The organism is Mycobacterium sp. 1165178.9 (genome assembly GCF_001673555.1).
In the GTDB taxonomy this organism is placed as follows: Bacteria; Actinomycetota; Actinomycetes; order Mycobacteriales; family Mycobacteriaceae; genus Mycobacterium.
The window spans coordinates 15,490-34,946 of sequence record NZ_LZMB01000383.1 but is presented as its reverse complement, the minus strand read 5'-3'; the positions used below and the strand labels follow the sequence as shown (position 1 = coordinate 34,946).

Sequence of the window (19,457 nt, the reverse complement as noted above, 5' to 3'; positions counted from 1 at the left end):
GCATGCTGATCGGCTGGGACTTCGATTCCCGGGTGACGTTCGAGCGGGGCGCGAAGACACTTCCGGGGCCAAACCAGCTGGGCGCGTTCCTCTACTGGATGCTGTGGAAACGGTCGGGTCTGGATATCCACCTGCTGAAGTCCAATCTGCGACTGCTGCCGGCCTTCGACGGCATCTGGTTTGGCCCCGGAAGTGTCTTCGCGCCCCGCTCGAACGTCACCCGGGAATCGAAGTCCCAGCCGATCAGCATGATTCGATGGCGGGCGCGCAGCATCGCCGCTTTGACGTGCTTGAAGTAATCGGCCGCGTCGATGATGGCGGCGAACTGGTCGGCCCGTGCCGTGCGCCAGCAGGTCTGGCCGGGGCTCAGAAGTCGGTCGTCGTGCACGCCGGGGCTCTCAACGATGTTGATGGGACAGCGCGGACATAGCCACTGTGTACCACATCGAGGGCGGGTGTCAGGATTCATGAGTAATCGCCGCTCGGCGGCTCAACTATCCGGTTGTGCACGGGCTGAGGGGTCGGCAGGACAAGGGCGCGGATCTATATGAGGATGAAGCGATGCGAACGGTGGTGATGCTTGCGGGCTGTGCCGCACTCATCGGTACGGCGGCGCCGGCGTACGCCGACCCGGTCGGCACGTCGGGAGCCGATGCGAGCTTCATCGCCGCGCTCAACAAAGCCGGCATCACCTATCAGGATCCGGCTGCCGCCGTCGGGGTGGGTAAGAGGGCCTGCCAACTGATGGACGAGGGCAGTCCCCAGGTCGAGGTCATCAAGAGCGTGTCGTCCAGTAATCCGGGTTTCACGGTGGACGGCGCCGCCCAATTCACGATGATCGCGGCGAGCGCCTACTGCCCCCAGCACCTGGGACAACAAGTCACTCAGACACGGCCGGCGCCGACGCCGCAGCCACCGCCGATCATCGACACTCCCATCATCACACCGAGCGTAGTTTAGCGGTCGGCATCGGGTTGTACCGCAACGGGATTCGCGCGAACCGACCTACGCCGCCTCGAGTGTGAGCAGGATGCGTTTGGCTTCCACGCCCCCGAGATAGCCACCCATCGCGCCGTCGCTGCGCACCACGCGGTGGCAGGGCACCACGATTGGTAGCGGATTGGTGGCACACGCACTGCCCACGGCGCGGACCGCGTTGGGATTGCCGGCCAGCCTGGCCACCGCGGCGTAGCTCGCGGTGTCGCCGTAGCCGATCTCGGGCAGCTGACGGAGCACCGTGTTGCGGAATCCGGCCGAGAGCCGCCAGTCCAGCGGCACGCTGAATTCGTGACGCCCGCCGGCGAAGTACTCGTCGAGTTGCCTTGCGGCCGTGTCGAGGCGGCCGGGTGCGAGCAGGATGCGTGGACTGATCCGGTCGGCGAGGCTTTGCAGGACGGTGTCGTGGCCCTCGCTGGCGTAGGCGACGCGGACCAGGCCGAGCTCGGTCGCGGCGATGAGCAAGGCGCCGACCGGGCCGTCGACGACTCGGTAGGCGATGTCCAGGATGCCTACGGATTGAGCGGCGGAGGCGAGCCGGGCGTGCAGTGCGTCGAGGTCGTCGGCGGTGGCGTCGGTGGCCTGCGCCAGGTCTTGCGTCAACTCGTGTTCGTCGTTCATCGGTGTTCTCCTGTGCCGGTCGTGCCGGCGGCGATGCCGGGGTATGTGCGTCTGAGGGTGGCGACGCCGTCGGCGGCGGCCCGCCGGGCGGCGTCGGGGCTGCCGCCGAGGATGGCGGCGACCTCGGCATAGGGCAGGCCGGCCAGATAGTGGTAAGCCACAGCCTGCTTCTGCTTGGCGGGCAGCCGGGCGAGCGCGTCGGCGAGGTCGTCGTGCCCACCGGGATCGATCGGGCCGGCAGTTTCCGGGATCTCGTCGGTCGGCACCGCGCGTCGGGCCCGCGCCCGGGTCAGGTCGATGGCCTTGCGGTGCGCGATGGTGACCAGCCAGGCCTCCACGTTGGCATCGTCGGGCAGGTCCGGGTAGCCCCGCAGCGCGGCCAAAAAGGTCTCCGACCAGGCGTCGTCGGCGTCGACCGGCCCGATGATGGCGCGGCACACCCGCAATACGGTGCGGCCGTGGTCGACGACCACCGCCTCAAACGGTCGTTTGGCTATCACGCTGTGTAGACGTTTCGCCGGGGGGCTTTGTGAGATGTCCTCAGTGTCGGGCACCGGAGGCGGCGGGAGCGACTACACCGACTGGAAGCTGCGTTCCACCTCGGATCGGCTGCGAACCTCATCGCTTCCGAGCACGTACGCCGGCACCGTGTGGGGGACGGTGGTTCCCCCCTTGACCCTGGCCTGGGCCTGCTGGAATTCCGGGGTGGGACCGGAAGCGGCGTTGATCCCGTTGATGATCGACCACACAGCGGTGCGACGAGCGGTACGTTCGACGATGTTGCAGTCGCGGTGCTGCAGCATCTGCTTGGCCCATTTCGGCATGGTGTCGCGGATTGCCCAGTCGACCGCCGCCTGCGGCATTGAGACATTGGGGCCGGTGCCCATCGCTTTGCCGTAGGTGACAGCCAGTTTCGGTAAGTAGGACTCCAGACACTCGAGCGTTTCGGCCTTGGTGGTCGGCAGGTCAGTGCCTCCCAGCGCATGCCCGACCCGGACGAACTCACCGTAGTAGCGATCAAGTTCCTTGCCGCGCAACGGCATTGGGTGATATAGCTCGTGCGCGGTGGCCAGGCCCCAGACGACCGTCGCATAGTTCCACCGCAGCCACTCGGGGTCGTCGGCGTCGTAGCGGGCACCGTCGGGGCGGGTGCCCTTGATGGTGTGGTGCATCGAGCGCACGGATTTAGCCAGTCTCTCAGCGGTTTCCGTCGATCCGTATGCCGTGCCGATGAAGAACGCCACCGAGTGGCCGAGACGTGTCGCGGCGCCTTCGGGATCGATGTGAGGCACCCGCGATATCGGATTTCCGTTGCTGTCCCGTTTGATCAGTCGGGAGTGGTGCATGCCCATCCAGTAGATCGACGGGTCCAGGGTCTCCATGAAGGCGGCGCACTGCAACCCGAAGATCAGCGCGGGCAAGTGCGAGTGCACCCGCCACACGGCGCTGTCGGGACCGAACCAACCCGGGTCGCCGACAGGCGCGGCGAACTCCATGCCGCGGAAAAAGTACCGCCGCATGTTGTCGTCCAACCGTTTGTTGATCATCTGCCCGACGATCTGGTGTGGCAGAAACACGGCACACTCCCTCGAGATTCTGGTCACGGCTGTAACCAGAATAAGGTTTTGGCTACAGGTGTGACAAGACCCGCGCGTTCTCGACTTACGCTGTAGGGATGTCGAGTCCCACCCGGTGGGCCGGTATACCGCTCAAGGACCGCCGCGCCGAGCGTCGTGCGCTGCTGGTGGAGGCTGCCTACAGGTTGTTCGGCAGCGGCGGTGAGGCGGCCGTCTCGGTGCGTTCGGTGTGCCGGGAATGTGGGCTGAACACGCGGTATTTCTACGAAAGTTTCGGCGACACCGACGATTTACTCGGCGCCGTCTACGACCGAGTGAGCGAGCAGCTCGGCGAAGTGATCGAGGCCGCCATCGAGCAGGCGGGGGATTCGCTGGGTGCCCGGACCCGGGCCGGCATTGCGGCGGTGCTGGGCTTCTCGTCGGCCGATCCGCGCCGCGGCCGTGTGTTGTTCACCGACGCGCGCACCAACCCGGTGCTGGCCGTCCGGCGCCGCGCCACGCAGGACATGCTGCGCGAGGGCGTGCTGACCGAAGGTTGGCGCCTTAACCCCGATTCCGATCCGGTGGCCGCGGAGGTCGCGGCGGCCCTATACACGGGCGCCATGGCCGAACTGGCGCAGCAGTGGCTCGCCGGGCATTTGGGCACTGATCTGGACGTCGTCGTCGACTACGCTCTGAAGCTGGTGCTGCGGTAGCTGAGAGTGCGGTTATGAGTGGAATCGAACACGCGATGGACCCGGTCCGGCGCATCCTTGGGCACAAGGTCACCGTCGGCGCGCTAATCGAACTGGCGGTGTGGCTGACGATCCCGTACCTGTGTATTGGGTTCGCGTGGACGGTTTTTCACCCCGGGCAGACCCAGCGAATCCAGGCGCGCATCGAAGCCGTGGCGCCAACCGGTGCCGACGCAGCGGCCTTCGGGGTGGCCACGGTGCTCTGGCCGGCGGCGCTGCCGCTCGCCGATGCCTGCCCCGCGCCGTGAGCGACTTGCGGATGGAATACGTGCGCGATCGAACGATTTGCTCCTAGGCTCTGAAGACCATGTCCATTGACCGGTTCGGCCTTCTAGCGGGCACCATCCGATTCGCCTCCGGCGTTTCCTTCCTCGTCGACCCTCTGCGGGCAAACAAACTGTGGGGAGATCCCGACGACCCGACGCCGACGGCGCAACTGCTGTTGCGGTCGATGGGCTATCGAGACGCGCTGATCGGCGCCCTGCTCGCGGGGGCGGCCCTGCGGGGCAGGAACACGCGCGGCTGGTTCCTGGCCTCTGCGGGCGCCGACGTGGCCGACCTGGTCGGCGGGATGAGCGTGCACAGCGAATTGAAGCCGTCCCAGCAGATCATCGGACTGGGCGGCGCCGCGGTCGGCGTCGCCACCGGTCTCTGGGGCGCGGTCCGTCCTACCACTCGCCGGACCAAAGGGGTGGTGGTCGAAGAACCGGCCGCCGTGGGCTCAGGTATTCGAGTAGCTGCCGGAACAAGCTCGCGCTGACAGGCGAGCGGTGATGCTGTTGACTGTGCAGCATGGGTTTCGGCGTGCTGACATTTGTTACCGACAACGGCATTGGTCCCGTGGATCTGGGCAAGGCGCTCGAACAGCGCGGATTTGAATCGCTCTTCCTCGCCGAGCATTCACATATCCCGGTCGACACCAAGACCCCGTACCCGAGTGGTGGCCCGATTCCGCCGAAGTACTACCGCACGCTTGATCCGTTTGTGGCGCTGACCGCCGCGGCGGTCGTCACCGAGCGGCTCGTCTTGGGCACCGGGATCGCCCTGGTTCCCCAGCGCGATCCGATCCACACGGCCAAAGAAGTGGCATCGCTGGATCTGGTGTCGCAGGGGCGATTTCGATTCGGTGTGGGTATCGGCTGGCTGCGTGAGGAGATCGCCAACCACGGCGTCGACCCCAAGGTCCGGGGCCGCGTCGTCGATGAGCGGCTTGACGCGACGATCGAGATCTGGACGCGCGAAAAGGCGGAGTATCACGGCGAATTCGTGAACTTCGACCCCATCTACAGTTGGCCCAAGCCGGTCCAGCAGCCCCATCCACCGCTTTATCTCGGGGGAGGACCGGCGGGCTTCAAGCGCATCGCCCGGCTGAACGCGGGCTGGCTGTCCATGACGGCATCGGCTGAGGATCTGTCTTCTCCGCTCGAGCAACTGCGTGACGTGGCCGGCAAGGACGTGCCGGTGATCCACTTCCACGGCGGCAAGCCGACGGCGAAGGAACTCGAGGGTTACCGCGACTTGGGAGTGGAACACCTTTTGGTGGATTTGCCGACGGAGCCTCGCGATGAGACGCTACAACGCCTGGACGGGTTGCAGGCCGAGCTCGCCAAGCTGTCGTAGGGTCAAGTGCCGCAGAAGGTTTGATACTTGCCGAAGTCTTCGGGGGCGGGCTCCGCGTAGCGCTCGAGGCCTGGCCGTTCCACATAGGGTTCGGTGACGGCGGTGAGCAGCTGTTGCAGTGGGCCGAGCTCGCCGGCCGTCGCGGCGGCCAGGGCCTCCTCGACCAGATGGTTACGCGGAATGTAGATCGGGTTGGTGCGATCCATCGTGTCGGCGTCGGGACCCAAGGCCCGCCAACGCGTCAGCCACGCATCGAAGCCCGCGAGGTCGGCGAACAATCCGCGCACGGGTTCGGCATCGGATTTGGCATCTCCTCGCGCCGCGTGGCCGAGCCGGCGGAAGAACGATGTGTAGTCGACGTGGTTCTGCTTGAGCAGCGCGAGCAGCTCGTCGACGAGCACCGTGGCGAATTCGGCGTCGACGTCGGCGGCCAAGCCGAGTTTGGCGCGCATTCCAGAGCTCCACACGGCGTCGTAGCGGATTTGGAACACCACGAACGACTGCTCCGCGAGCGCAATGGCCTCCTCCGTGTTCTCCGAGAGCAGCGGAAGCAGCGTCTCGGCGAAGCGCGCGAGGTTCCAGCCGACGACTACCGGTTGGTTCCCGTAGGCATAGCGTCCCCAGAAGTCGATGGAACTGAAGACCGTGTCGGGGTCGTAGGCCTCCATGAAGGCGCACGGTCCATAGTCGATCGTTTCGCCCGAGATGGTGGTGTTGTCGGTGTTCATCACGCCGTGGACGAATCCGATCAGCATCCATTGGGCGATCAGCGAGGCCTGGACGGCAACCACCGATTCGAACAAGGCGAGATACGGGTTCTCCGCCTCGACGGCAGTGGGGTGGTGGCGCGCGATCGCGTGGTCTGCGAGGCGGCGCAGTAGGTCCTCGTTGCCGGTGGACGCGGCGAACTGGAAGCTGCCTACCCGCAGATGACTGCTGGCCACGCGGGTGAGCACCGCACCCGGCAGTGTTTCTTCGCGATGGACCGGACTTCCGGTCCCTACAACGGCCAACGACCGCGTCGTCGGCACGCCCAGGGCGTGCATCGCCTCGCTGATGAGGTATTCACGCAGCATCGGGCCTACCGCGGCCAGGCCGTCGCCGCCACGGGCGAACGGCGTGGCGCCGGAGCCCTTGAGGTGTATGTCACGCAGCCGCCCGTCGCCGTCGACCAGTTCGCCCAGCAGCAGCGCACGCCCATCGCCCAACCTGGGAACGAAGCCGCCGAACTGATGCCCGGCGTAGGCCTGGGCCACCGGTGTGGCGCCGCTGGGTACCGAGTTGCCGACCAAGAAGCGCAGCCCGTCGGGGCCGCGCAGCCAGCCGGCGTCGAGGCCCAGCGTGTCGGCCAGCGGCTCGTTGAGCGCGAGCAGCCGCAATTCGGGGAACGTTTCCGCCTGCCAACGGACCGCCATCTCCGGCAATTCGCGAAAGAACCGGTTTTGGAGAGCAACGGTGGTATCCGGGGCAACGCTCATCTCATCGAGCCTACGGAAACTCGAAGGCGCGCTGGGTGCGCTATCCGAGGGCTTTGCCGATGAGATCGCGGGCGCGGTCGAGCATGGACGCGAATGGCCCGAGCGCGAAGTTGAGCTTCGCCGACTCCACGCCGGGATGCGGGCGGGTCGGAGCGATCGCCTCAGCGGCGCGCACCGCCGCCCCCATTCGCTTGAGGTCGTCGTTGTCTACCTTGCTCTTCAAGACGGGGAACTCTTCGTCCTCCTCGTGCCGGGCGTGCTCGAGCACCGCTTCGCGCAACTTGCCGAGCTCGACGATGAACTCTTTCGAGGTGATGTCGAGCTTTTCGATCGCCGACAGCAGTTCCTTGGCTTCGTGCTCCTCTTTGAGGCGGGCGTCGACGATGGCGTCGCCGGCATCATCGTCCTCCCGCCGCACGCGCGGATGCACCACCATTTCCTCGGCCGTCTCGTGGACAGCCAGGAGCTGGCGCAACGTTGTGAACGGCTCCTCGCGCGCTTTGGGATCCGTAGCGTGCAGCACCTGGTCGAACATGTCCTCGATGAGGTTGTGCTGCGCTTTCAGGAACGCGACGACTTCGTCGGGTGATTCGATAATCATCTCGGCCATCGCCGGTACCTCCTGTGATGGGGAAAGGGGAGACGCACAGTGGGCTGTGTACGGCTTGGATGAGACATACCCGCTGCACAAGGGGCCAAACGGACGCTGCGCTCGCCGCCGCGCTCTTCGCGTCCGGCGAAACTACTAAATCCGCTGCGGCGCAAGGTATTTGTGTAGCAGCGTCGGTCACCCAGACAGGTCCCCGTCAGCCGCGTAGCGGTTGACGGGGACCTGAGGGTCAGGAGACGGGGTTAAACGCCGCGCTCCCGGGTGGCGGCCGGTCCGACGCCGGTGCCGGCGACGTGGTCCTTCCGGCGCATCAGTCCGGCAAGTCCGCCCAGGCCCAGGAGGCCGGCGAGGCCCCACAGCCCGTTGTTGTCGCTCTTTTGGTCGTTGCTGGTGTTGTTGTTGTCCGCCAAAGTCGTCGTCGTTGACGACGGCGCGGGGGCACTGGGGCTGGCGGCGTTTGCGACACCCGCTCCACCGAACAACAATGCCCCGCTGGCTGAAACGATTGCTATAGCCCTACGCATATCTACTCCTCGTGGGTTTTATCGGTCGATCCCAGAGGCGGGTGACCGAGACGCATTTCGGGACCAGGTTGCTCTAGCCTCCGCAGGATCCGACGCACGACCGATGGCCGTAGCGTGGCGAAGTGTGTGTTACCCCCGCCAACCGAGCGGAAACTCGTCGGCGGTGACTGTTTCGTTTGCTGGCCATCCCGGCTCCGGGGGTTTTTGCGCCGAAACGAGAGGTGAGACGACCGTCCGGCGTGAGTTCTTTCCCGGTCGGGCTACGGTAAAGGAGCCCAGGACCGCAACCACGAGAAGGCGACAGATCAGCTGACATGTACGAGCAGGTCAACAACAGCGCGCCAGAGTCCGATGACGTCGTCGGCTTCCGCATCGACCCTGTTCTGGCCCGAAGTTGGCTATTGGTGAATGGTGCACACGACGACCGGTTCCAGTCCGCGGCGCAATCGCGGGCCGACATAGTCGTCCTCGACATCGAGGATGCCGTCGCGCCTAAGGACAAGCACGCCGCCCGCGACAATGTGGTGCGCTGGTTGAACGCCGGGAATACCGACTGGGTCCGCATCAACGGCTTCGGCACCCCGTGGTGGGCGGACGACCTCGCAGCCCTGGCCACCACCCCGGTCGGCGGGGTGATGCTGGCGATGGTCGAATCGGTCGACCATGTGACCGAGACCGCGAAGCGGCTGCCCGATGTGCCGATCGTCGCTCTGGTCGAAACCGCCCGGGGCCTCGAGCGCATCACCGAGATCGCCGCGACGAAGGGTACCTTCCGGCTCGCCTTTGGCATCGGCGACTTCCGCCGCGACACCGGTTTCGGAGAAGACCCCGGCACGCTCGCATATGCCCGCTCACGTTTCACGATCGCCGCCAAGGCGGCCAGTCTGCCCAGCGCGATCGACGGGCCCACCATCGGCTCCAACGCTTTGAAGCTGATCGAGGCCACCGCCGTCTCCGTGGAATTCGGGATGACGGGCAAGATCTGCCTCACCCCGGATCAATGCGCCGTCGTGAACGAGGGATTGTCGCCCTCACACGACGAAATCTCTTGGGCGAAAGAGTTTTTCGTCGAGTTCGAGCGTGACGGGGGAGAGATCCGCAACGGCTCCGATCTGCCCCGCATCGCCCGGGCCACCAAGATCCTGGAGCTGGCCCGCGCGTACGGCATCGAGGCGTTGGACATCGACGAGGAAGATCGTGATCACTCGCCCGCACCCTCGGACACCTATCACTACTGAGCCGGGTGACGCCGCCACTTCCGCGGCTACCCTGGGCGTGTGAGCGCCAAAAGGCGGGTCCGGGTGGCGCGGGTCTACGACGAGGTCAGCCCCGACGAGGGGCAGCGTGTCCTGGTCGACCGGGTCTGGCCGCGAGGAGTGCGCAAAGACGATCCGCGGGTGGGTATCTGGTGCAAGGACGTCGCGCCGTCGAAGGATCTCCGCGAGTGGTATCACCACGATCCGGACCGGTTCGACGAATTCGCGTCACGCTACACGGTCGAACTGGGCGACAGTGCCGCGCTGGAAGACCTGCGCATGCTCGCCAAACGGAAAGCCGTGACGCTGGTGACCGCGACCCGTGAGTTGGACATCAGTCAGGCGACGGTCCTGGCCAAGCTGCTCGAACCCCGGTGAATCGGCTTAGACCGACAGCGTCGTAGGCTCGCCGTTTGACATGAATAACGCCGAACCCATCCTTCCGCGGGAACTGACCGACCTTCCCGAGGCGATCCGCAGCGTCCCGCCGCCGCCCATCCCGGAATTGCCCGAGCCGTACGGTCTGCGCGTTGCGGACCCGGACGCCGACGCCGAGATGGTCTCGGAGTGGATGAATCGGCCGCATCTGGTCGAGGCATGGGAATCCAGCTGGCCGGTGGCGCGGTGGCATCGTTACCTCGAGGCGCAATTGGAGGGCGCTTTCTCGCGCCCGCTCATCGCCACCCTGGACGGGGTGGACCGGGGATACATCGAATTATACAGAGCAGCAAAGGATTCCATCGCTCGTCGATACGAGCACGACGCCAACGATTTGGGACTGCATGTCGCGGTCGCTGATTTGGATTACATCGAACGCGGGCACGTCAGTTACCTGCTGCCGTATTTGGTGATCAGCATCTTCACCCTCGACCCGAGGTGTCGCCGCATCATGTTCGATCCCGATCATCGCAACGCGTTGGCACGCAAGTTCTGTGAACGCGGCGGCTGTGCGTTCCTCGGTGAGCATGACATGTCGAATCGGCGGATGGCGCTGTATGTGCTGCCCCGAACTCCCGACGACATCCCGCGTCAACGCGACACCTGACGGCGCCGGATCACAGCTGCTGTGCGATCTGTTGCCCGATGAACGCCGCCCCTTCGCCGAGCAGGACGCTGACCACGATGTTCGCCAGCGCGGCGCGCAGCCGGCGTTCCTCGCCGAGACGCTGTGTCTCGAGCATCCAAGTGGAAAACGTGGTGTAGGCACCGACGAAGGCGGTGCCGGCCAGCAGGGCGGCCTCCCTGTTCAGCGCCAGGCCGCCGAGGAAACCCAAAAGCGCTGCGCCGCTGATGTTCACGGCAAGAGTGCCGAACGGAAACGGCCTCGATGCTCGGCGCGCCACCGCGCGGTCGATGACGAAACGCAGCACCGACCCGACGCCGCCGATGAGCACGACGCCGACCCAGACCAGAGCCGTTGTCGCCATGGCGGCGGTCACCGGCGCACCCGGACCCGGCGCACCAACTTGGTGGCAAGGTGCACCGCCAACAGACCCAACGCGATACTGGTGACCGTGTAGCCGACGGCCAGCCCCCAGTAGCCGTGTTCGATCATCTTCAGCGTCTCGACCTGCATCGTCGAGAAAGTCGTTAAGCCTCCGCACAATCCGGTGCCGAGCAGGGGCCGTCGATAGCTCGACGTCGGCAACCGCTCCAGTAGCCGGGTGGTGAAGTAGCCCACCAAAAACGCTCCGACGATGTTGACCGTGAACGTGGCCCATGGCCAGCTCGCCGGGTCGCCGCCGGCCAGCGTGCTAAGCGCGGCACGGGCCACGGAGCCCAGCGCCCCACCGGCAAACACCGCGGCCAATTCGCGATAGTCCGGTTGAGCCACCGGGTGGATTCCCTTCGTTTGCCGCTGCGCTACGCAGCGTATGGCCGACGTCCAGACCGGCGCAGCCCGGGGGGCCGCGAACACGGGCAGAATTGATACCCATGGTGGCCAACCCACGCGCCGGTCAGCCGGCCCAGCCCGAAGACCTCGTCGATCTGCCCCACCTGGTGACGGCGTATTACTCGATTCAGCCCGACCCCGGTGATGTCGCGCAACAGGTCGCTTTCGGCACGTCGGGACACCGCGGGTCAGCACTCAATGGCGCGTTCAACGAGGCTCACATCCTGGCGATCACCCAGGCCATCGTCGAGTACCGCGCCGCGCACGGCACGACGGGCCCGTTGTTCATCGGCCGCGACACCCACGGCCTGTCCGAGCCGGCCTGGGTGTCTGCGCTGGAGGTGCTGGCCGCCAACGACGTTGTTGCCATGATCGACTCCCGCGATCGGTACACGCCGACACCCGCGGTCAGCCACGCCATCCTGTCCTACAACCGCGGCCGCACCGAGGCGTTGGCCGACGGAATTGTCGTGACGCCGTCGCACAACCCGCCCCCTGACGGCGGCTTCAAATACAATCCGCCCAACGGCGGCCCGGCCGACACCGACGCAACCAACGCAATTGCCAAGCGCGCCAACGAGATCCTGCGCGACGGGGCGGGGGTCAAACGCATTCCGCTGGCTCGCGCGCTGCAGACCGCGCAGCGGCACGATTACTTGGGCAACTACGTCGACGACCTGCCCAACGTCGTCGACATCGATGCCATCCGCAAGGCCGGGGTGCGCATCGGCGCCGACCCGCTCGGAGGGGCCAGCGTGGACTACTGGGGTGAGATCGCCCAGCGGCATCGCCTGGATCTGACCGTGGTGAATCCGCTCGTCGACGCGACCTGGCGATTCATGACACTCGACCACGACGGCAAGATCCGGATGGATTGCAGCTCGCCGGACGCGATGGCGGGGCTCATCGCCAACCGCGACCGCTACCAGATCGCCACCGGCAACGACGCCGACTCCGACCGCCATGGCATCGTGACGCCCGACGGGGGGCTGCTCAACCCGAACCATTACCTCGCGGTGGCCATCGAATACCTCTACACCGAGCGGCCGTCGTGGCCGGGCGGTATCGCCGTCGGCAAGACCGTTGTCAGCTCGTCGATGATCGACCGGGTGGTCGCCGGCATCGGCCGCAAACTGATCGAGGTGCCGGTGGGATTCAAGTGGTTCGTCGACGGTCTGATCGGCGGAACCATCGGCTTCGGCGGCGAGGAGTCGGCCGGGGCGTCGTTCCTGCGGCGCGACGGCTCGGTGTGGACCACTGACAAGGACGGCATCATCCTGGCACTGCTGGCTTCGGAGATTCTCGCGGTCACTGGACTCAGTCCGTCCCAGCGCTATGAGCGGCTGACCGCCGAATACGGCACGCCGTTCTATGCGCGGGTCGACGCGCCTGCCGACCGCGACCAGAAGGCCCGGCTGGCGAAGCTGTCCGCCGATCAGGTGACCGCCACGGAATTGGCGGGGGAGCCGATCACGGCGAAGCTGACCGCCGCGCCGGGCAACGGCGCCTCGCTGGGCGGCTTGAAGGTGACGACGGCCAATGCGTGGTTCGCCGCGCGCCCGTCGGGCACCGAGGACGTGTACAAGATTTACGCGGAATCGTTCATCGGGCCTGAGCACTTGGCGGAGGTGCAGGAAACCGCGCGCGAGGTAGTTAATACAGTCATTGGGTGACCATCTCCCTCCGGCTTGCCCGCACGGAGGGGCGCGCGCTCCGTTCTAGCCGCCTGCCGCGCGAAGTCTGGATTCTGAGCTGGGCAAACATCATGGTCGCGCTGGGCTACGGGGTCATTTCGCCTGCGCTGCCATCCTTCGCCCGCAGCTTCGGGGTCAGCATCAAGGCGGTGACTTTTTTGGTCACCGTCTTTTCGTTGAGCCGGCTGTGTTTTGCGCCGATCAGCGGCCAGCTGGTCCAGCGGCTTGGGGAGCGGCGGATTTACATCGGCGGCATGCTGATCGTCGCGGTCTCGACCGCCGCGTGTGCGTTTTCGCAGGCTTACTGGCAACTACTGGCTTTCCGCGTGATCAGCGGCATCGGGTCGACCATGTTCTACGTCTCGGCGCTGGGGCTGATGATCCATATCAGCCCGCCCGATGCGCGGGGGCGGGTCGCGGGCCTGTTCACCACGTCGTTCATGGTGGGCGCGGTGGGCGGGCCGGCCGTCGGCGCCCTGGCGGCCGGATGGGGCCTGACTGCTCCTTTCATCGTGTACGGCCTCGCCCTGCTGGGCGTCGCGGCGGTGTTGTTCTTCAGCCTGCGGAATTCGACCCTGGCCGCGCCGGGGCCGCCGACACGGTCGAAGGTGACGATGCGAGAGGCGATGCGGTCCCGCGCCTATTGGTCGTCGCTGGGAGCCAACTTCGCGACCGGCTGGTCGGCGTTCGGCCTTCGCGTTGCCCTGGTCCCGTTGTTCATCACCGACGTCATGGGTCGCGGCGTCGGCATCATCGGCATTGCGCTTGCGGCGTTCGCCGGAGGCAACGCGATGGCGATGATCCCCAGTGGCTACCTGTCTGACCGGATGGGACGGCGCACGTTGATGATCGTGGGCCTGGCGTTGTCCGGCGTGGCGACGGTCTTCTTGGGCGCGGCGTCGTCGTTGCCGGCGTTTGTGGCGGCCGCGATTGTGGTCGGTGCGGTGACGGGGATCTACATGTCGCCGATGCAGGCCGCGGTCGCCGACATTCTGGGCAGCGAGGCGCGTGCGGGCAGCCCGGTGGCGGCGGTGCAGATGATGTCCGATCTGGGCGCCATCGTCGGCTCGATGACGCTCGGTTGGGTCGCGGAGCGGCTGACCTACAGCTGGGGCTTCACCATCAGCGGGATAGTTCTGCTGATCGCCGCCGTTGGCTGGGTTGCGGCGCCGGAAACCCGAACGGTGCCCGACCCGCAACCCGAGCCGTTGCCTTCTCCGCACACGGCGAACCTGCCTGAGCAGCAACTTTGAAGGACGGTTAACGGTGGTGTAGCTTCGATGGGCACGACTTCTTGGGGCTATGGCGCAGCTGGTAGCGCACCACACTGGCAGTGTGGGGGTCAGGGGTTCGAGTCCCCTTAGCTCCACCGGAAGCAAACCCGAGACCACATGGCCTCGGGTTCTTTGCTGCCAGGGGCCGTAGGGGACAGGACGTCCACCACCATTACCGGACGCCGCACCACCGTGGCGTGTGCGGGGTGGTCGCGGCCCGTTATGCCGCGCTGCCCGGCTGTGACAACCGATCGGCTCTCATCTCAGTCACCTCGTCCTACCCAATGTTGGGGGGTTGTGATGTCGGTGACTGTCGCGGGCACAGTTTCTCCTTAGGAAATGGGCAGGAGCGCAGAAGTCGAACTACTTCAAGGTGTCTCCTAACGACGCTTGCCGTCGAGCCCAAATCACCCCGGTGCGGGTGTCCGACGCCATCGACGTCCTTGCCTGCGACGTGTTCCAGCGCGCCGACCGGACACACCAGCACGGCTCCGATAACGTCGACGGACATGTTCGTCGCGGCCACCCGAACAGTGCTTGCCGGTGTTTTGTCAACCGGTGTCTTGTCCACGGGGCTGGTGGCAGTATCCGTAACCGCTGACCCTGCCAACCTCTCCGGATCGTCGGAGGCGCGCAGCGCTTATGTCGCCGTTTCGGTGGCCACGGTGTGGGCGACGCCGCAGAGCCCGCGTCCAGTCGACCATTCCGCCCTGACAAATCCGGTCGATATTCGCGGCTGGCTGTCGGACATGACGCTGGCCCAGCAGGAAGCGCTTACCGCGGACAATCTCAACCACACGCAGGCCCTCTTCGGCGACCGCGTCTTTGTGGTGGGGGAGCAGGGCGACTGGGACGAGGTCCTGGTCCCCGGCCAGCCGACACCGAAGGACTCCCTGGGCTATCCCGGCTGGATTCCCAAGGCCCAGTTGACGACCGACCCGGGCTACGGCGCGCTGAAGGAACAGGCTCCCTTCGCGCTGGCCGATCACGGCATCACCACCTGGCTATACGGCGAGTCCGGACTCGCCGATCAGAACCTCGAGATCAGTACAAACACCAGGCTTCCCGTCCTGAGCCGCACCGACAAGGCCGTTCAGGTGGCCACCCCCGATCGCGGTCCGAAGTGGCTGGATGCCCGAGCGGTGGCGGTCTACGAAAAGCCCACGGACATACCGCATCCGACCGGAGCGGATTTGGTCCGGTACGCCGCCGGGTTCGTGAACGTCCCCTACCTGTGGGGCGGACGTGCCGGCTTCGGGTTCGATTGCTCCGGTTTCACCTCCACCATCTACCAGGTGTACGGCGTTACCCTGCCGCGCGATGCCGGCCCGCAAGCCGCCGACAGCCGGGGGCGCCCGGTCGACACATCCGCGTTGCAACCCGGCGATCTACTCTTCTACTCGCACGGCAGCAGGGACCCCGACAATCCCGACGCGATCTACCACGTGGCGATGTATTCCGGGAACGGCGAAATGATCGAGGCATTCGACAAGACGGCACCAGTGCGCATCACCCCGGTTCGACTGGACGCAGACTACTGGGGCGCGCGCCGCTACCTCGACCAGTCGCGGTGATAGACCAATGCCTCCTACCGGCAATCGTCCGACGCGACCATCTTCGCCATCCGGTTGGCGGGATTTGCAATGGCGGATTCATACCCCGGCGGTTGCCTATCGTGCGGTCATCGTGGGTCAGAGCCCTATCAACCGTTGCCCTATGCCCAGCAGCTGCGTGCGCGGCGGCGACCGTCGTAGTCAGTCCATTTGCGCTCTCCCACTGCGCAGGGTCCAGCAATACGACGGAATATGCCGGGTTTCCAGTAGAAGTCGCCATTTTCCGGCAGATCATGACCGCGGACCGCCACGGTCACATAGCCTGGACCGTAGATGTCTTAACCATGAAGCTGGCGTCAAACCCGGAGCGGTTAATGTTCGGTAAGCCATCTGCGCGAAAGGCCATTGCTGTTGGATCTGTCTTGCTTGCACTCGCTGCGGCTTGCTCACATCGCAATGCGGCGCGCACAGCAGTAAGCGACAGCGAACGGGCAACGCAGGCGCCGCATGCGGCTCCCACAAGCGCTCGGACAACGCAGGCGCCGGACGCGGCTCCCACAGTTGACTTCGCAGCAGTCTCCACGCTGATCAATGATGCGATTGCGGCGCATCGGATGCCGGGTGCAGTGGTTGCGATCGGGCACGGTGGCCAGATCGTCTTCCACCGGGCTTATGGCCTGCGCAAGCTTGCAGGCGAACAGGGGCTAGACGGATCGCCCGCCCCTGCAGAGCCAATGACCGAGGACACGATCTTCGACATGGCGTCGTTGACGAAATGCCTCGCAACCGCGACTGCCGTCATGCAGCTTTACGAACAAGGCAAGGTTGCGTTCGACGATCCCGTCCAGAAGTATTTGCCTGACTTCAACCCGGCAGGCGATCCACAGCGTGCAAAGGTGACGCTTCGGATGTTGCTTACGCATACTTCTGGAGAAAAGGATGACGTAGACCTCAAAGATCCGTGGGGACTGGAGGCAGTCGATAAAACAGAAGGCATCCATCGTGCGCTCACCACACCGCTGGAATCTGGTCCCGGTGAGGTTTTCCACTATTCCGACATCAACTACATCCTGCTCGGCGCGCTGATTGAGAACGTCACCGGCGATGCCCTGGATTTTTACGTTCAGCAAAACGTATTTGCGCCGCTTGGCATGGCAGATACCCGCTATCTTCCCTTAGCCAAAGCGTGTGGCACCTACCAGGTAAGAGGGGCTGCGATTGCCCGGGCGCCCACGGGGCGCGAGTCGGTGGCTTGTGCTGCAGGCAGCTGGAACGTCAGTCTGTTGCCGCGCATCGCACCGACGGCGGTTGACGAAGAAAACAGGGCCGACCCGAGCAAGAACCCCGATTATGGTTATCTGCTCCGGGGGACCGTGCACGACATGACGTCGCGCCGCATGGGTGGAGTGGCCGGGCATGCCGGTGTGTTCTCGACGGCGGCCGACACCGGCATCTTTGCGCAGGCCTTGCTTGATCGACTTGCGGGTCGGCCGAGCGACTTTCCGCTGCAGCAAGCGACTCTGCAATTGATGACGACCCCCCAGCAACCGGGCCACACAGCCGAGCAAATCCAAGCAGCGAATAATGCAACTCGAGCGGCCATCGCTAAGACACCAAACAGAGCGTATCCGCTACTCGCGCCGCACTATCCGGCGATCAATGGACAAAACCTGCGCGGTTTCGGCTGGGATATTGATACCTGGCTTTCCTCGCCGCGAGGCATGGTCTTTCCGATCGGTAGCTTTGGCCATACCGGCTTTACCGGAACCTCGTTTTGGCTAGATCCACGCTCAGATACCTACGTAGTACTGCTGACGAACGCAATCCAGGTGCGAGGCAGTACACCGATCTCGGATCTGCGAGGTGCGGTGGCTACGGCGACAGCGCAGGCCCTGCACCTCTAGGGCCGTGCGTCATCGGCCATGAGCTCAGGGCCGCTCGAAGTGTTGGTAGTCGAAGGGAGCCGCCCAGTCGCCACCCCACCGCCAGCCACGATCTGTAAAGGCGCGCACGGCCGGGTCGCCACTGTGTAAAAGCCCCGGGTCGGTGCGGCTGCGGTCCAGGTAGGCCTCGGCGTTCTGCGGTTCGAAATACCCGCTGGCGTAGAGGCACGGGTTGAGCAGCGTATTGATATCGATAGCCCGACCGTAAGCATGTGGAGACCATTCGTCGGTTCCTGGGATGGTTCGGCAGTTGAACGCCGAAGTGTTGTTGTCCTCCATGGATAACTCATCATCAGCGTCCGCGTAGTGGTCGACGGTGCGGATCTTCTCGACGGGGTAGCCCAGTCGGTAAAGCTGCTCGAATATCGCGATCACGTCCGGCACCAGGTCTTCATGCACGATCAGTTCGCCGCGGTGGGTCTGGCCGTCGAAACCGAGGTGGTCGACGTTGACCCTGCGCAGCCGCCCCGGCTCGACGGGGCAACCCGGCCGCCAGGTCGCGCCGAGTTCGGCGGCGGTGACCGGCTCCACCGTCGGATCGGGTGCCGGCGGCGCGCTGGCCGACGGCGCCGCCGCGCCCGACGAAGACGGTGTAGCAGACGATGACGGTGTGGCCGCAGGAGGTGGCGTCGCAGGAGGTGGCGTCGCAGCGGTGCACTGCACGAGTACCACAACCGCTGTCAGCATTTCCGCCAGCACGGCGCCGCGCCGGTTAAAGGACGTCAATTGGGATGAGTCCTCACCGCTTGCTTCCATCCCTACAAGACCGCCGCCATAAGCGGTTTCCCTCGACAAGTGCGGTGCTAACGCTACCGGGTCCCGCGTCATGCAGGGCGAGGAGGCTTTTGTCCGCATGGCGCCCGGCGCTGTGGATGCCTGGTTGTCTGGGCGGTCGCCAGAATTGAGCGCCGGCGTTGCCGTTGATCACCGATCACGAGCAGATGCGGCAGGTTTTGCGCACATGGGTCGCCGAGAGCAACGCAGCGGAGATTCCCCAGGGCCGATGGGCGATCACCGATATAGAGGCTCTGGTGAACTGATCGGAGGAGTGGCACTGCTTCCACTTCCACCCGGTTGCACCGAGCTCGAAATCGGTTGGCTGGTTGCACCGAAGTTGTGGGGTCACGGCTACGGCGCGGAAGCCGGTCATGCGGTTGCCCATCAGGCATTCACAAATATTGGTGTCAATGAGGTCTTCGCCGTCGTCCGGCCAGGTAATCATCGTGGGGTTGCGACGGCGCGTCGAGTGGGGATGGACTGGGTCGGTGAGACCGACAAGTATTACAACCTGACGCTTGAGGTCTACCGGCTGAGCAAGGCGGATTTGGATTTGCCAGAGCCGGCCTGTGCCCCGGCGCAGGATCGCAACTAGCCCTACCCCTAGCCGTAGGGCCTAAGCGAGACATCACTAGGGCAGGTGACCCACCAGTGGACACCTGCATGTCAAATACCCCAGTGGGGTGCGAATCCCACATAGGCGAGCGACGCGGTAAGTGGTGACATGTCGGAGAAGGATGCAGACCAGGGGCTCCAATGACAAGTCGTGGGCGGGCAATGGGTGACCGTATCATCAGCTGCGCCGCGAAGTTGCTTGTGGCCGGGCAGTTTCCGCGGTGACTCAGGATCGGGTACGGCAAAGCCGCCACGGTCAGTGGCTCACAGCTGGCCGTCAGCATACAAGGC

At 65.2% G+C, this 19,457-nt stretch carries 22 protein-coding genes, 1 tRNA gene and 1 pseudogene; 14 read left to right on the top strand and 10 right to left on the bottom strand.

Translation table 11 applies throughout. The features are described from left to right. Nucleotides 1-172: 172 nt before the first annotated feature. A pseudogene (locus tag A5652_RS26930) lies at nucleotides 173-388 on the bottom strand (phospholipase); the annotation flags it as partial. Between the two features lie 173 nt (nucleotides 389-561). On the opposite strand from A5652_RS26930, the gene A5652_RS16810 reads away from it, so the two are divergent. Next, nucleotides 562-960, top strand: coding sequence for a DUF732 domain-containing protein (locus A5652_RS16810; protein ID WP_197513980.1), 399 nt, complete (start codon nucleotides 562-564; stop codon nucleotides 958-960). A gap of 45 nt (nucleotides 961-1,005) precedes the next feature. Here A5652_RS16810 and A5652_RS16805 read toward each other — a convergent pair whose 3' ends face one another. The 3 genes from A5652_RS16805 to A5652_RS16795 all read right to left on the bottom strand — a co-directional run bounded on the left by A5652_RS16805 (nucleotide 1,006) and on the right by A5652_RS16795 (nucleotide 3,194). Further along, nucleotides 1,006-1,617, bottom strand: coding sequence for a methylated-DNA--[protein]-cysteine S-methyltransferase (locus A5652_RS16805; protein ID WP_067353624.1), 612 nt, complete (start codon nucleotides 1,615-1,617; stop codon nucleotides 1,006-1,008). Beyond that, nucleotides 1,614-2,117, bottom strand: coding sequence for an RNA polymerase sigma factor (locus tag A5652_RS16800; protein ID WP_067353620.1), 504 nt, complete (start codon nucleotides 2,115-2,117; stop codon nucleotides 1,614-1,616). The genes A5652_RS16805 and A5652_RS16800 overlap by 4 nt, the downstream gene beginning before the upstream one ends. 72 nt (nucleotides 2,118-2,189) lie before the next feature. After that, nucleotides 2,190-3,194 (bottom strand): oxygenase MpaB family protein, encoded by a 1,005-nt coding sequence (locus A5652_RS16795; RefSeq protein WP_067353617.1) that lies wholly within the window; start codon nucleotides 3,192-3,194, stop codon nucleotides 2,190-2,192. Nucleotides 3,195-3,292: 98 nt separating this feature from the next. On the opposite strand from A5652_RS16795, the gene A5652_RS16790 reads away from it, so the two are divergent. Genes A5652_RS16790 through A5652_RS16775 form a run of 4 tightly spaced genes read left to right on the top strand, consistent with a single transcriptional unit; the run spans nucleotide 3,293 to nucleotide 5,548 of the window. After that, nucleotides 3,293-3,889: a TetR/AcrR family transcriptional regulator gene (locus A5652_RS16790; protein ID WP_067353614.1), complete on the top strand. Its 597-nt coding sequence runs from the start codon at nucleotides 3,293-3,295 to the stop codon at nucleotides 3,887-3,889. A gap of 14 nt (nucleotides 3,890-3,903) precedes the next feature. Then, entirely contained in the window at nucleotides 3,904-4,176 is a 273-nt protein-coding gene (locus tag A5652_RS16785) for a hypothetical protein (protein ID WP_067353611.1), read from the top strand. A gap of 59 nt (nucleotides 4,177-4,235) precedes the next feature. After that, complete coding sequence (locus A5652_RS16780) at nucleotides 4,236-4,688, top strand: DUF4267 domain-containing protein (RefSeq protein WP_067353608.1); 453 nt, start codon at nucleotides 4,236-4,238, stop codon at nucleotides 4,686-4,688. A 32-nt stretch (nucleotides 4,689-4,720) separates the two neighbouring features. After that, a complete protein-coding gene (locus tag A5652_RS16775) occupies nucleotides 4,721-5,548 on the top strand; it encodes an LLM class F420-dependent oxidoreductase (protein WP_067353604.1) in 828 nt (275 codons plus the stop codon). 2 nt (nucleotides 5,549-5,550) lie between these two features. On the opposite strand, the gene A5652_RS16770 is transcribed toward A5652_RS16775, so the two are convergent. The 3 genes from A5652_RS16770 to A5652_RS16760 form a co-directional block, all read right to left on the bottom strand. Next, entirely contained in the window at nucleotides 5,551-7,026 is a 1,476-nt protein-coding gene (locus tag A5652_RS16770; protein WP_067353601.1) for a YdiU family protein, read from the bottom strand. Between the two features lie 40 nt (nucleotides 7,027-7,066). Next, nucleotides 7,067-7,636: a hemerythrin domain-containing protein gene (locus tag A5652_RS16765; RefSeq protein WP_067353598.1), complete on the bottom strand. Its 570-nt coding sequence runs from the start codon at nucleotides 7,634-7,636 to the stop codon at nucleotides 7,067-7,069. Nucleotides 7,637-7,878: 242 nt separating this feature from the next. After that, a complete protein-coding gene (locus A5652_RS16760; protein WP_067353595.1) occupies nucleotides 7,879-8,160 on the bottom strand; it encodes a WGxxGxxG family protein in 282 nt (93 codons plus the stop codon). A 314-nt stretch (nucleotides 8,161-8,474) separates the two neighbouring features. Here A5652_RS16760 and A5652_RS16755 point away from each other — a divergent pair, with 314 nt between their 5' ends. The 3 genes from A5652_RS16755 to A5652_RS16745 are packed head-to-tail and all read left to right on the top strand — an operon-like array spanning nucleotide 8,475 to nucleotide 10,461. Continuing rightward, on the top strand, nucleotides 8,475-9,398 hold the full coding sequence (locus A5652_RS16755) for a CoA ester lyase (RefSeq protein WP_067353590.1): 924 nt from the start codon (nucleotides 8,475-8,477) through the stop codon (nucleotides 9,396-9,398). A gap of 39 nt (nucleotides 9,399-9,437) precedes the next feature. Then, complete coding sequence (locus A5652_RS16750) at nucleotides 9,438-9,794, top strand: DUF488 domain-containing protein (protein WP_067353586.1); 357 nt, start codon at nucleotides 9,438-9,440, stop codon at nucleotides 9,792-9,794. Nucleotides 9,795-9,834: 40 nt separating this feature from the next. Continuing rightward, nucleotides 9,835-10,461, top strand: a complete 627-nt coding sequence (locus tag A5652_RS16745) for a GNAT family N-acetyltransferase (RefSeq protein ID WP_067353583.1) — start codon at nucleotides 9,835-9,837, stop codon at nucleotides 10,459-10,461. Between the two features lie 10 nt (nucleotides 10,462-10,471). On the opposite strand, the gene crcB (A5652_RS16740) is transcribed toward A5652_RS16745, so the two are convergent. Together crcB (A5652_RS16740) and crcB (A5652_RS16735) are read right to left on the bottom strand one after the other, a co-directional pair. Beyond that, a complete protein-coding gene (gene crcB, locus A5652_RS16740; RefSeq protein WP_067353642.1) occupies nucleotides 10,472-10,843 on the bottom strand; it encodes a fluoride efflux transporter CrcB in 372 nt (123 codons plus the stop codon). 8 nt (nucleotides 10,844-10,851) lie between these two features. Beyond that, nucleotides 10,852-11,250 carry a fluoride efflux transporter CrcB gene (gene crcB / locus A5652_RS16735; RefSeq protein WP_067353580.1) on the bottom strand — a complete coding sequence of 133 codons (399 nt, stop codon included), beginning with the start codon at nucleotides 11,248-11,250 and terminating at the stop codon, nucleotides 10,852-10,854. 101 nt (nucleotides 11,251-11,351) lie between these two features. On the opposite strand from crcB (A5652_RS16735), the gene pgm reads away from it, so the two are divergent. The 5 genes from pgm (at nucleotide 11,352) to A5652_RS16710 (ending at nucleotide 17,735) form a co-directional block, all read left to right on the top strand. Further along, nucleotides 11,352-12,983, top strand: coding sequence for a phosphoglucomutase (alpha-D-glucose-1,6-bisphosphate-dependent) (gene pgm, locus A5652_RS16730; RefSeq protein ID WP_067353578.1), 1,632 nt, complete (start codon nucleotides 11,352-11,354; stop codon nucleotides 12,981-12,983). 2 nt (nucleotides 12,984-12,985) lie between these two features. After that, the gene (locus A5652_RS16725; RefSeq protein ID WP_156745386.1) at nucleotides 12,986-14,257 is read left to right on the top strand and encodes an MFS transporter; all 1,272 of its coding nucleotides are present in this window, start codon (nucleotides 12,986-12,988) and stop codon (nucleotides 14,255-14,257) included. 43 nt (nucleotides 14,258-14,300) lie between these two features. Next, nucleotides 14,301-14,373 (top strand) — tRNA-Ala (locus A5652_RS16720). A gap of 414 nt (nucleotides 14,374-14,787) precedes the next feature. Next, nucleotides 14,788-15,852, top strand: coding sequence for an NlpC/P60 family protein (locus tag A5652_RS16715; RefSeq protein WP_067353575.1), 1,065 nt, complete (start codon nucleotides 14,788-14,790; stop codon nucleotides 15,850-15,852). 323 nt (nucleotides 15,853-16,175) lie between these two features. Then, nucleotides 16,176-17,735, top strand: a complete 1,560-nt coding sequence (locus A5652_RS16710) for a serine hydrolase domain-containing protein (protein ID WP_369805810.1) — start codon at nucleotides 16,176-16,178, stop codon at nucleotides 17,733-17,735. 24 nt (nucleotides 17,736-17,759) lie between these two features. Here A5652_RS16710 and A5652_RS16705 read toward each other — a convergent pair whose 3' ends face one another. Continuing rightward, nucleotides 17,760-18,461 carry a M15 family metallopeptidase gene (locus A5652_RS16705; RefSeq protein WP_082983952.1) on the bottom strand — a complete coding sequence of 234 codons (702 nt, stop codon included), beginning with the start codon at nucleotides 18,459-18,461 and terminating at the stop codon, nucleotides 17,760-17,762. A gap of 361 nt (nucleotides 18,462-18,822) precedes the next feature. Here A5652_RS16705 and A5652_RS16700 point away from each other — a divergent pair, with 361 nt between their 5' ends. Next, entirely contained in the window at nucleotides 18,823-19,146 is a 324-nt protein-coding gene (locus A5652_RS16700) for a GNAT family N-acetyltransferase (protein ID WP_232001218.1), read from the top strand. Nucleotides 19,147-19,457: the final 311 nt, after the last annotated feature.

What these genes read in the sequence shown, in the direction of transcription:
- A5652_RS16710 (WP_369805810.1), top strand. Translation starts at nt 16,176, where the DNA reads ATGAAGCTGGCGTCAAACCCGGAGCGGTTAATGTTCGGTAAGCCATCT.
- A5652_RS16705 (WP_082983952.1), bottom strand. Translation starts at nt 18,461, where the DNA reads ATGCTGACAGCGGTTGTGGTACTCGTGCAGTGCACCGCTGCGACGCCA.
- A5652_RS16770 (WP_067353601.1), bottom strand. Translation starts at nt 7,026, where the DNA reads ATGAGCGTTGCCCCGGATACCACCGTTGCTCTCCAAAACCGGTTCTTT.
- A5652_RS16765 (WP_067353598.1), bottom strand. Translation starts at nt 7,636, where the DNA reads ATGGCCGAGATGATTATCGAATCACCCGACGAAGTCGTCGCGTTCCTG.
- A5652_RS16775 (WP_067353604.1), top strand. Translation starts at nt 4,721, where the DNA reads ATGGGTTTCGGCGTGCTGACATTTGTTACCGACAACGGCATTGGTCCC.
- pgm (WP_067353578.1), top strand. Translation starts at nt 11,352, where the DNA reads ATGGTGGCCAACCCACGCGCCGGTCAGCCGGCCCAGCCCGAAGACCTC.
- A5652_RS16745 (WP_067353583.1), top strand. Translation starts at nt 9,835, where the DNA reads ATGAATAACGCCGAACCCATCCTTCCGCGGGAACTGACCGACCTTCCC.
- A5652_RS16805 (WP_067353624.1), bottom strand. Translation starts at nt 1,617, where the DNA reads ATGAACGACGAACACGAGTTGACGCAAGACCTGGCGCAGGCCACCGAC.
- A5652_RS16790 (WP_067353614.1), top strand. Translation starts at nt 3,293, where the DNA reads ATGTCGAGTCCCACCCGGTGGGCCGGTATACCGCTCAAGGACCGCCGC.
- A5652_RS16780 (WP_067353608.1), top strand. Translation starts at nt 4,236, where the DNA reads ATGTCCATTGACCGGTTCGGCCTTCTAGCGGGCACCATCCGATTCGCC.
- A5652_RS16810 (WP_197513980.1), top strand. Translation starts at nt 562, where the DNA reads ATGCGAACGGTGGTGATGCTTGCGGGCTGTGCCGCACTCATCGGTACG.
- A5652_RS16715 (WP_067353575.1), top strand. Translation starts at nt 14,788, where the DNA reads ATGTTCGTCGCGGCCACCCGAACAGTGCTTGCCGGTGTTTTGTCAACC.
- A5652_RS16755 (WP_067353590.1), top strand. Translation starts at nt 8,475, where the DNA reads ATGTACGAGCAGGTCAACAACAGCGCGCCAGAGTCCGATGACGTCGTC.
- A5652_RS16760 (WP_067353595.1), bottom strand. Translation starts at nt 8,160, where the DNA reads ATGCGTAGGGCTATAGCAATCGTTTCAGCCAGCGGGGCATTGTTGTTC.
- A5652_RS16785 (WP_067353611.1), top strand. Translation starts at nt 3,904, where the DNA reads ATGAGTGGAATCGAACACGCGATGGACCCGGTCCGGCGCATCCTTGGG.
- crcB (WP_067353642.1), bottom strand. Translation starts at nt 10,843, where the DNA reads ATGGCGACAACGGCTCTGGTCTGGGTCGGCGTCGTGCTCATCGGCGGC.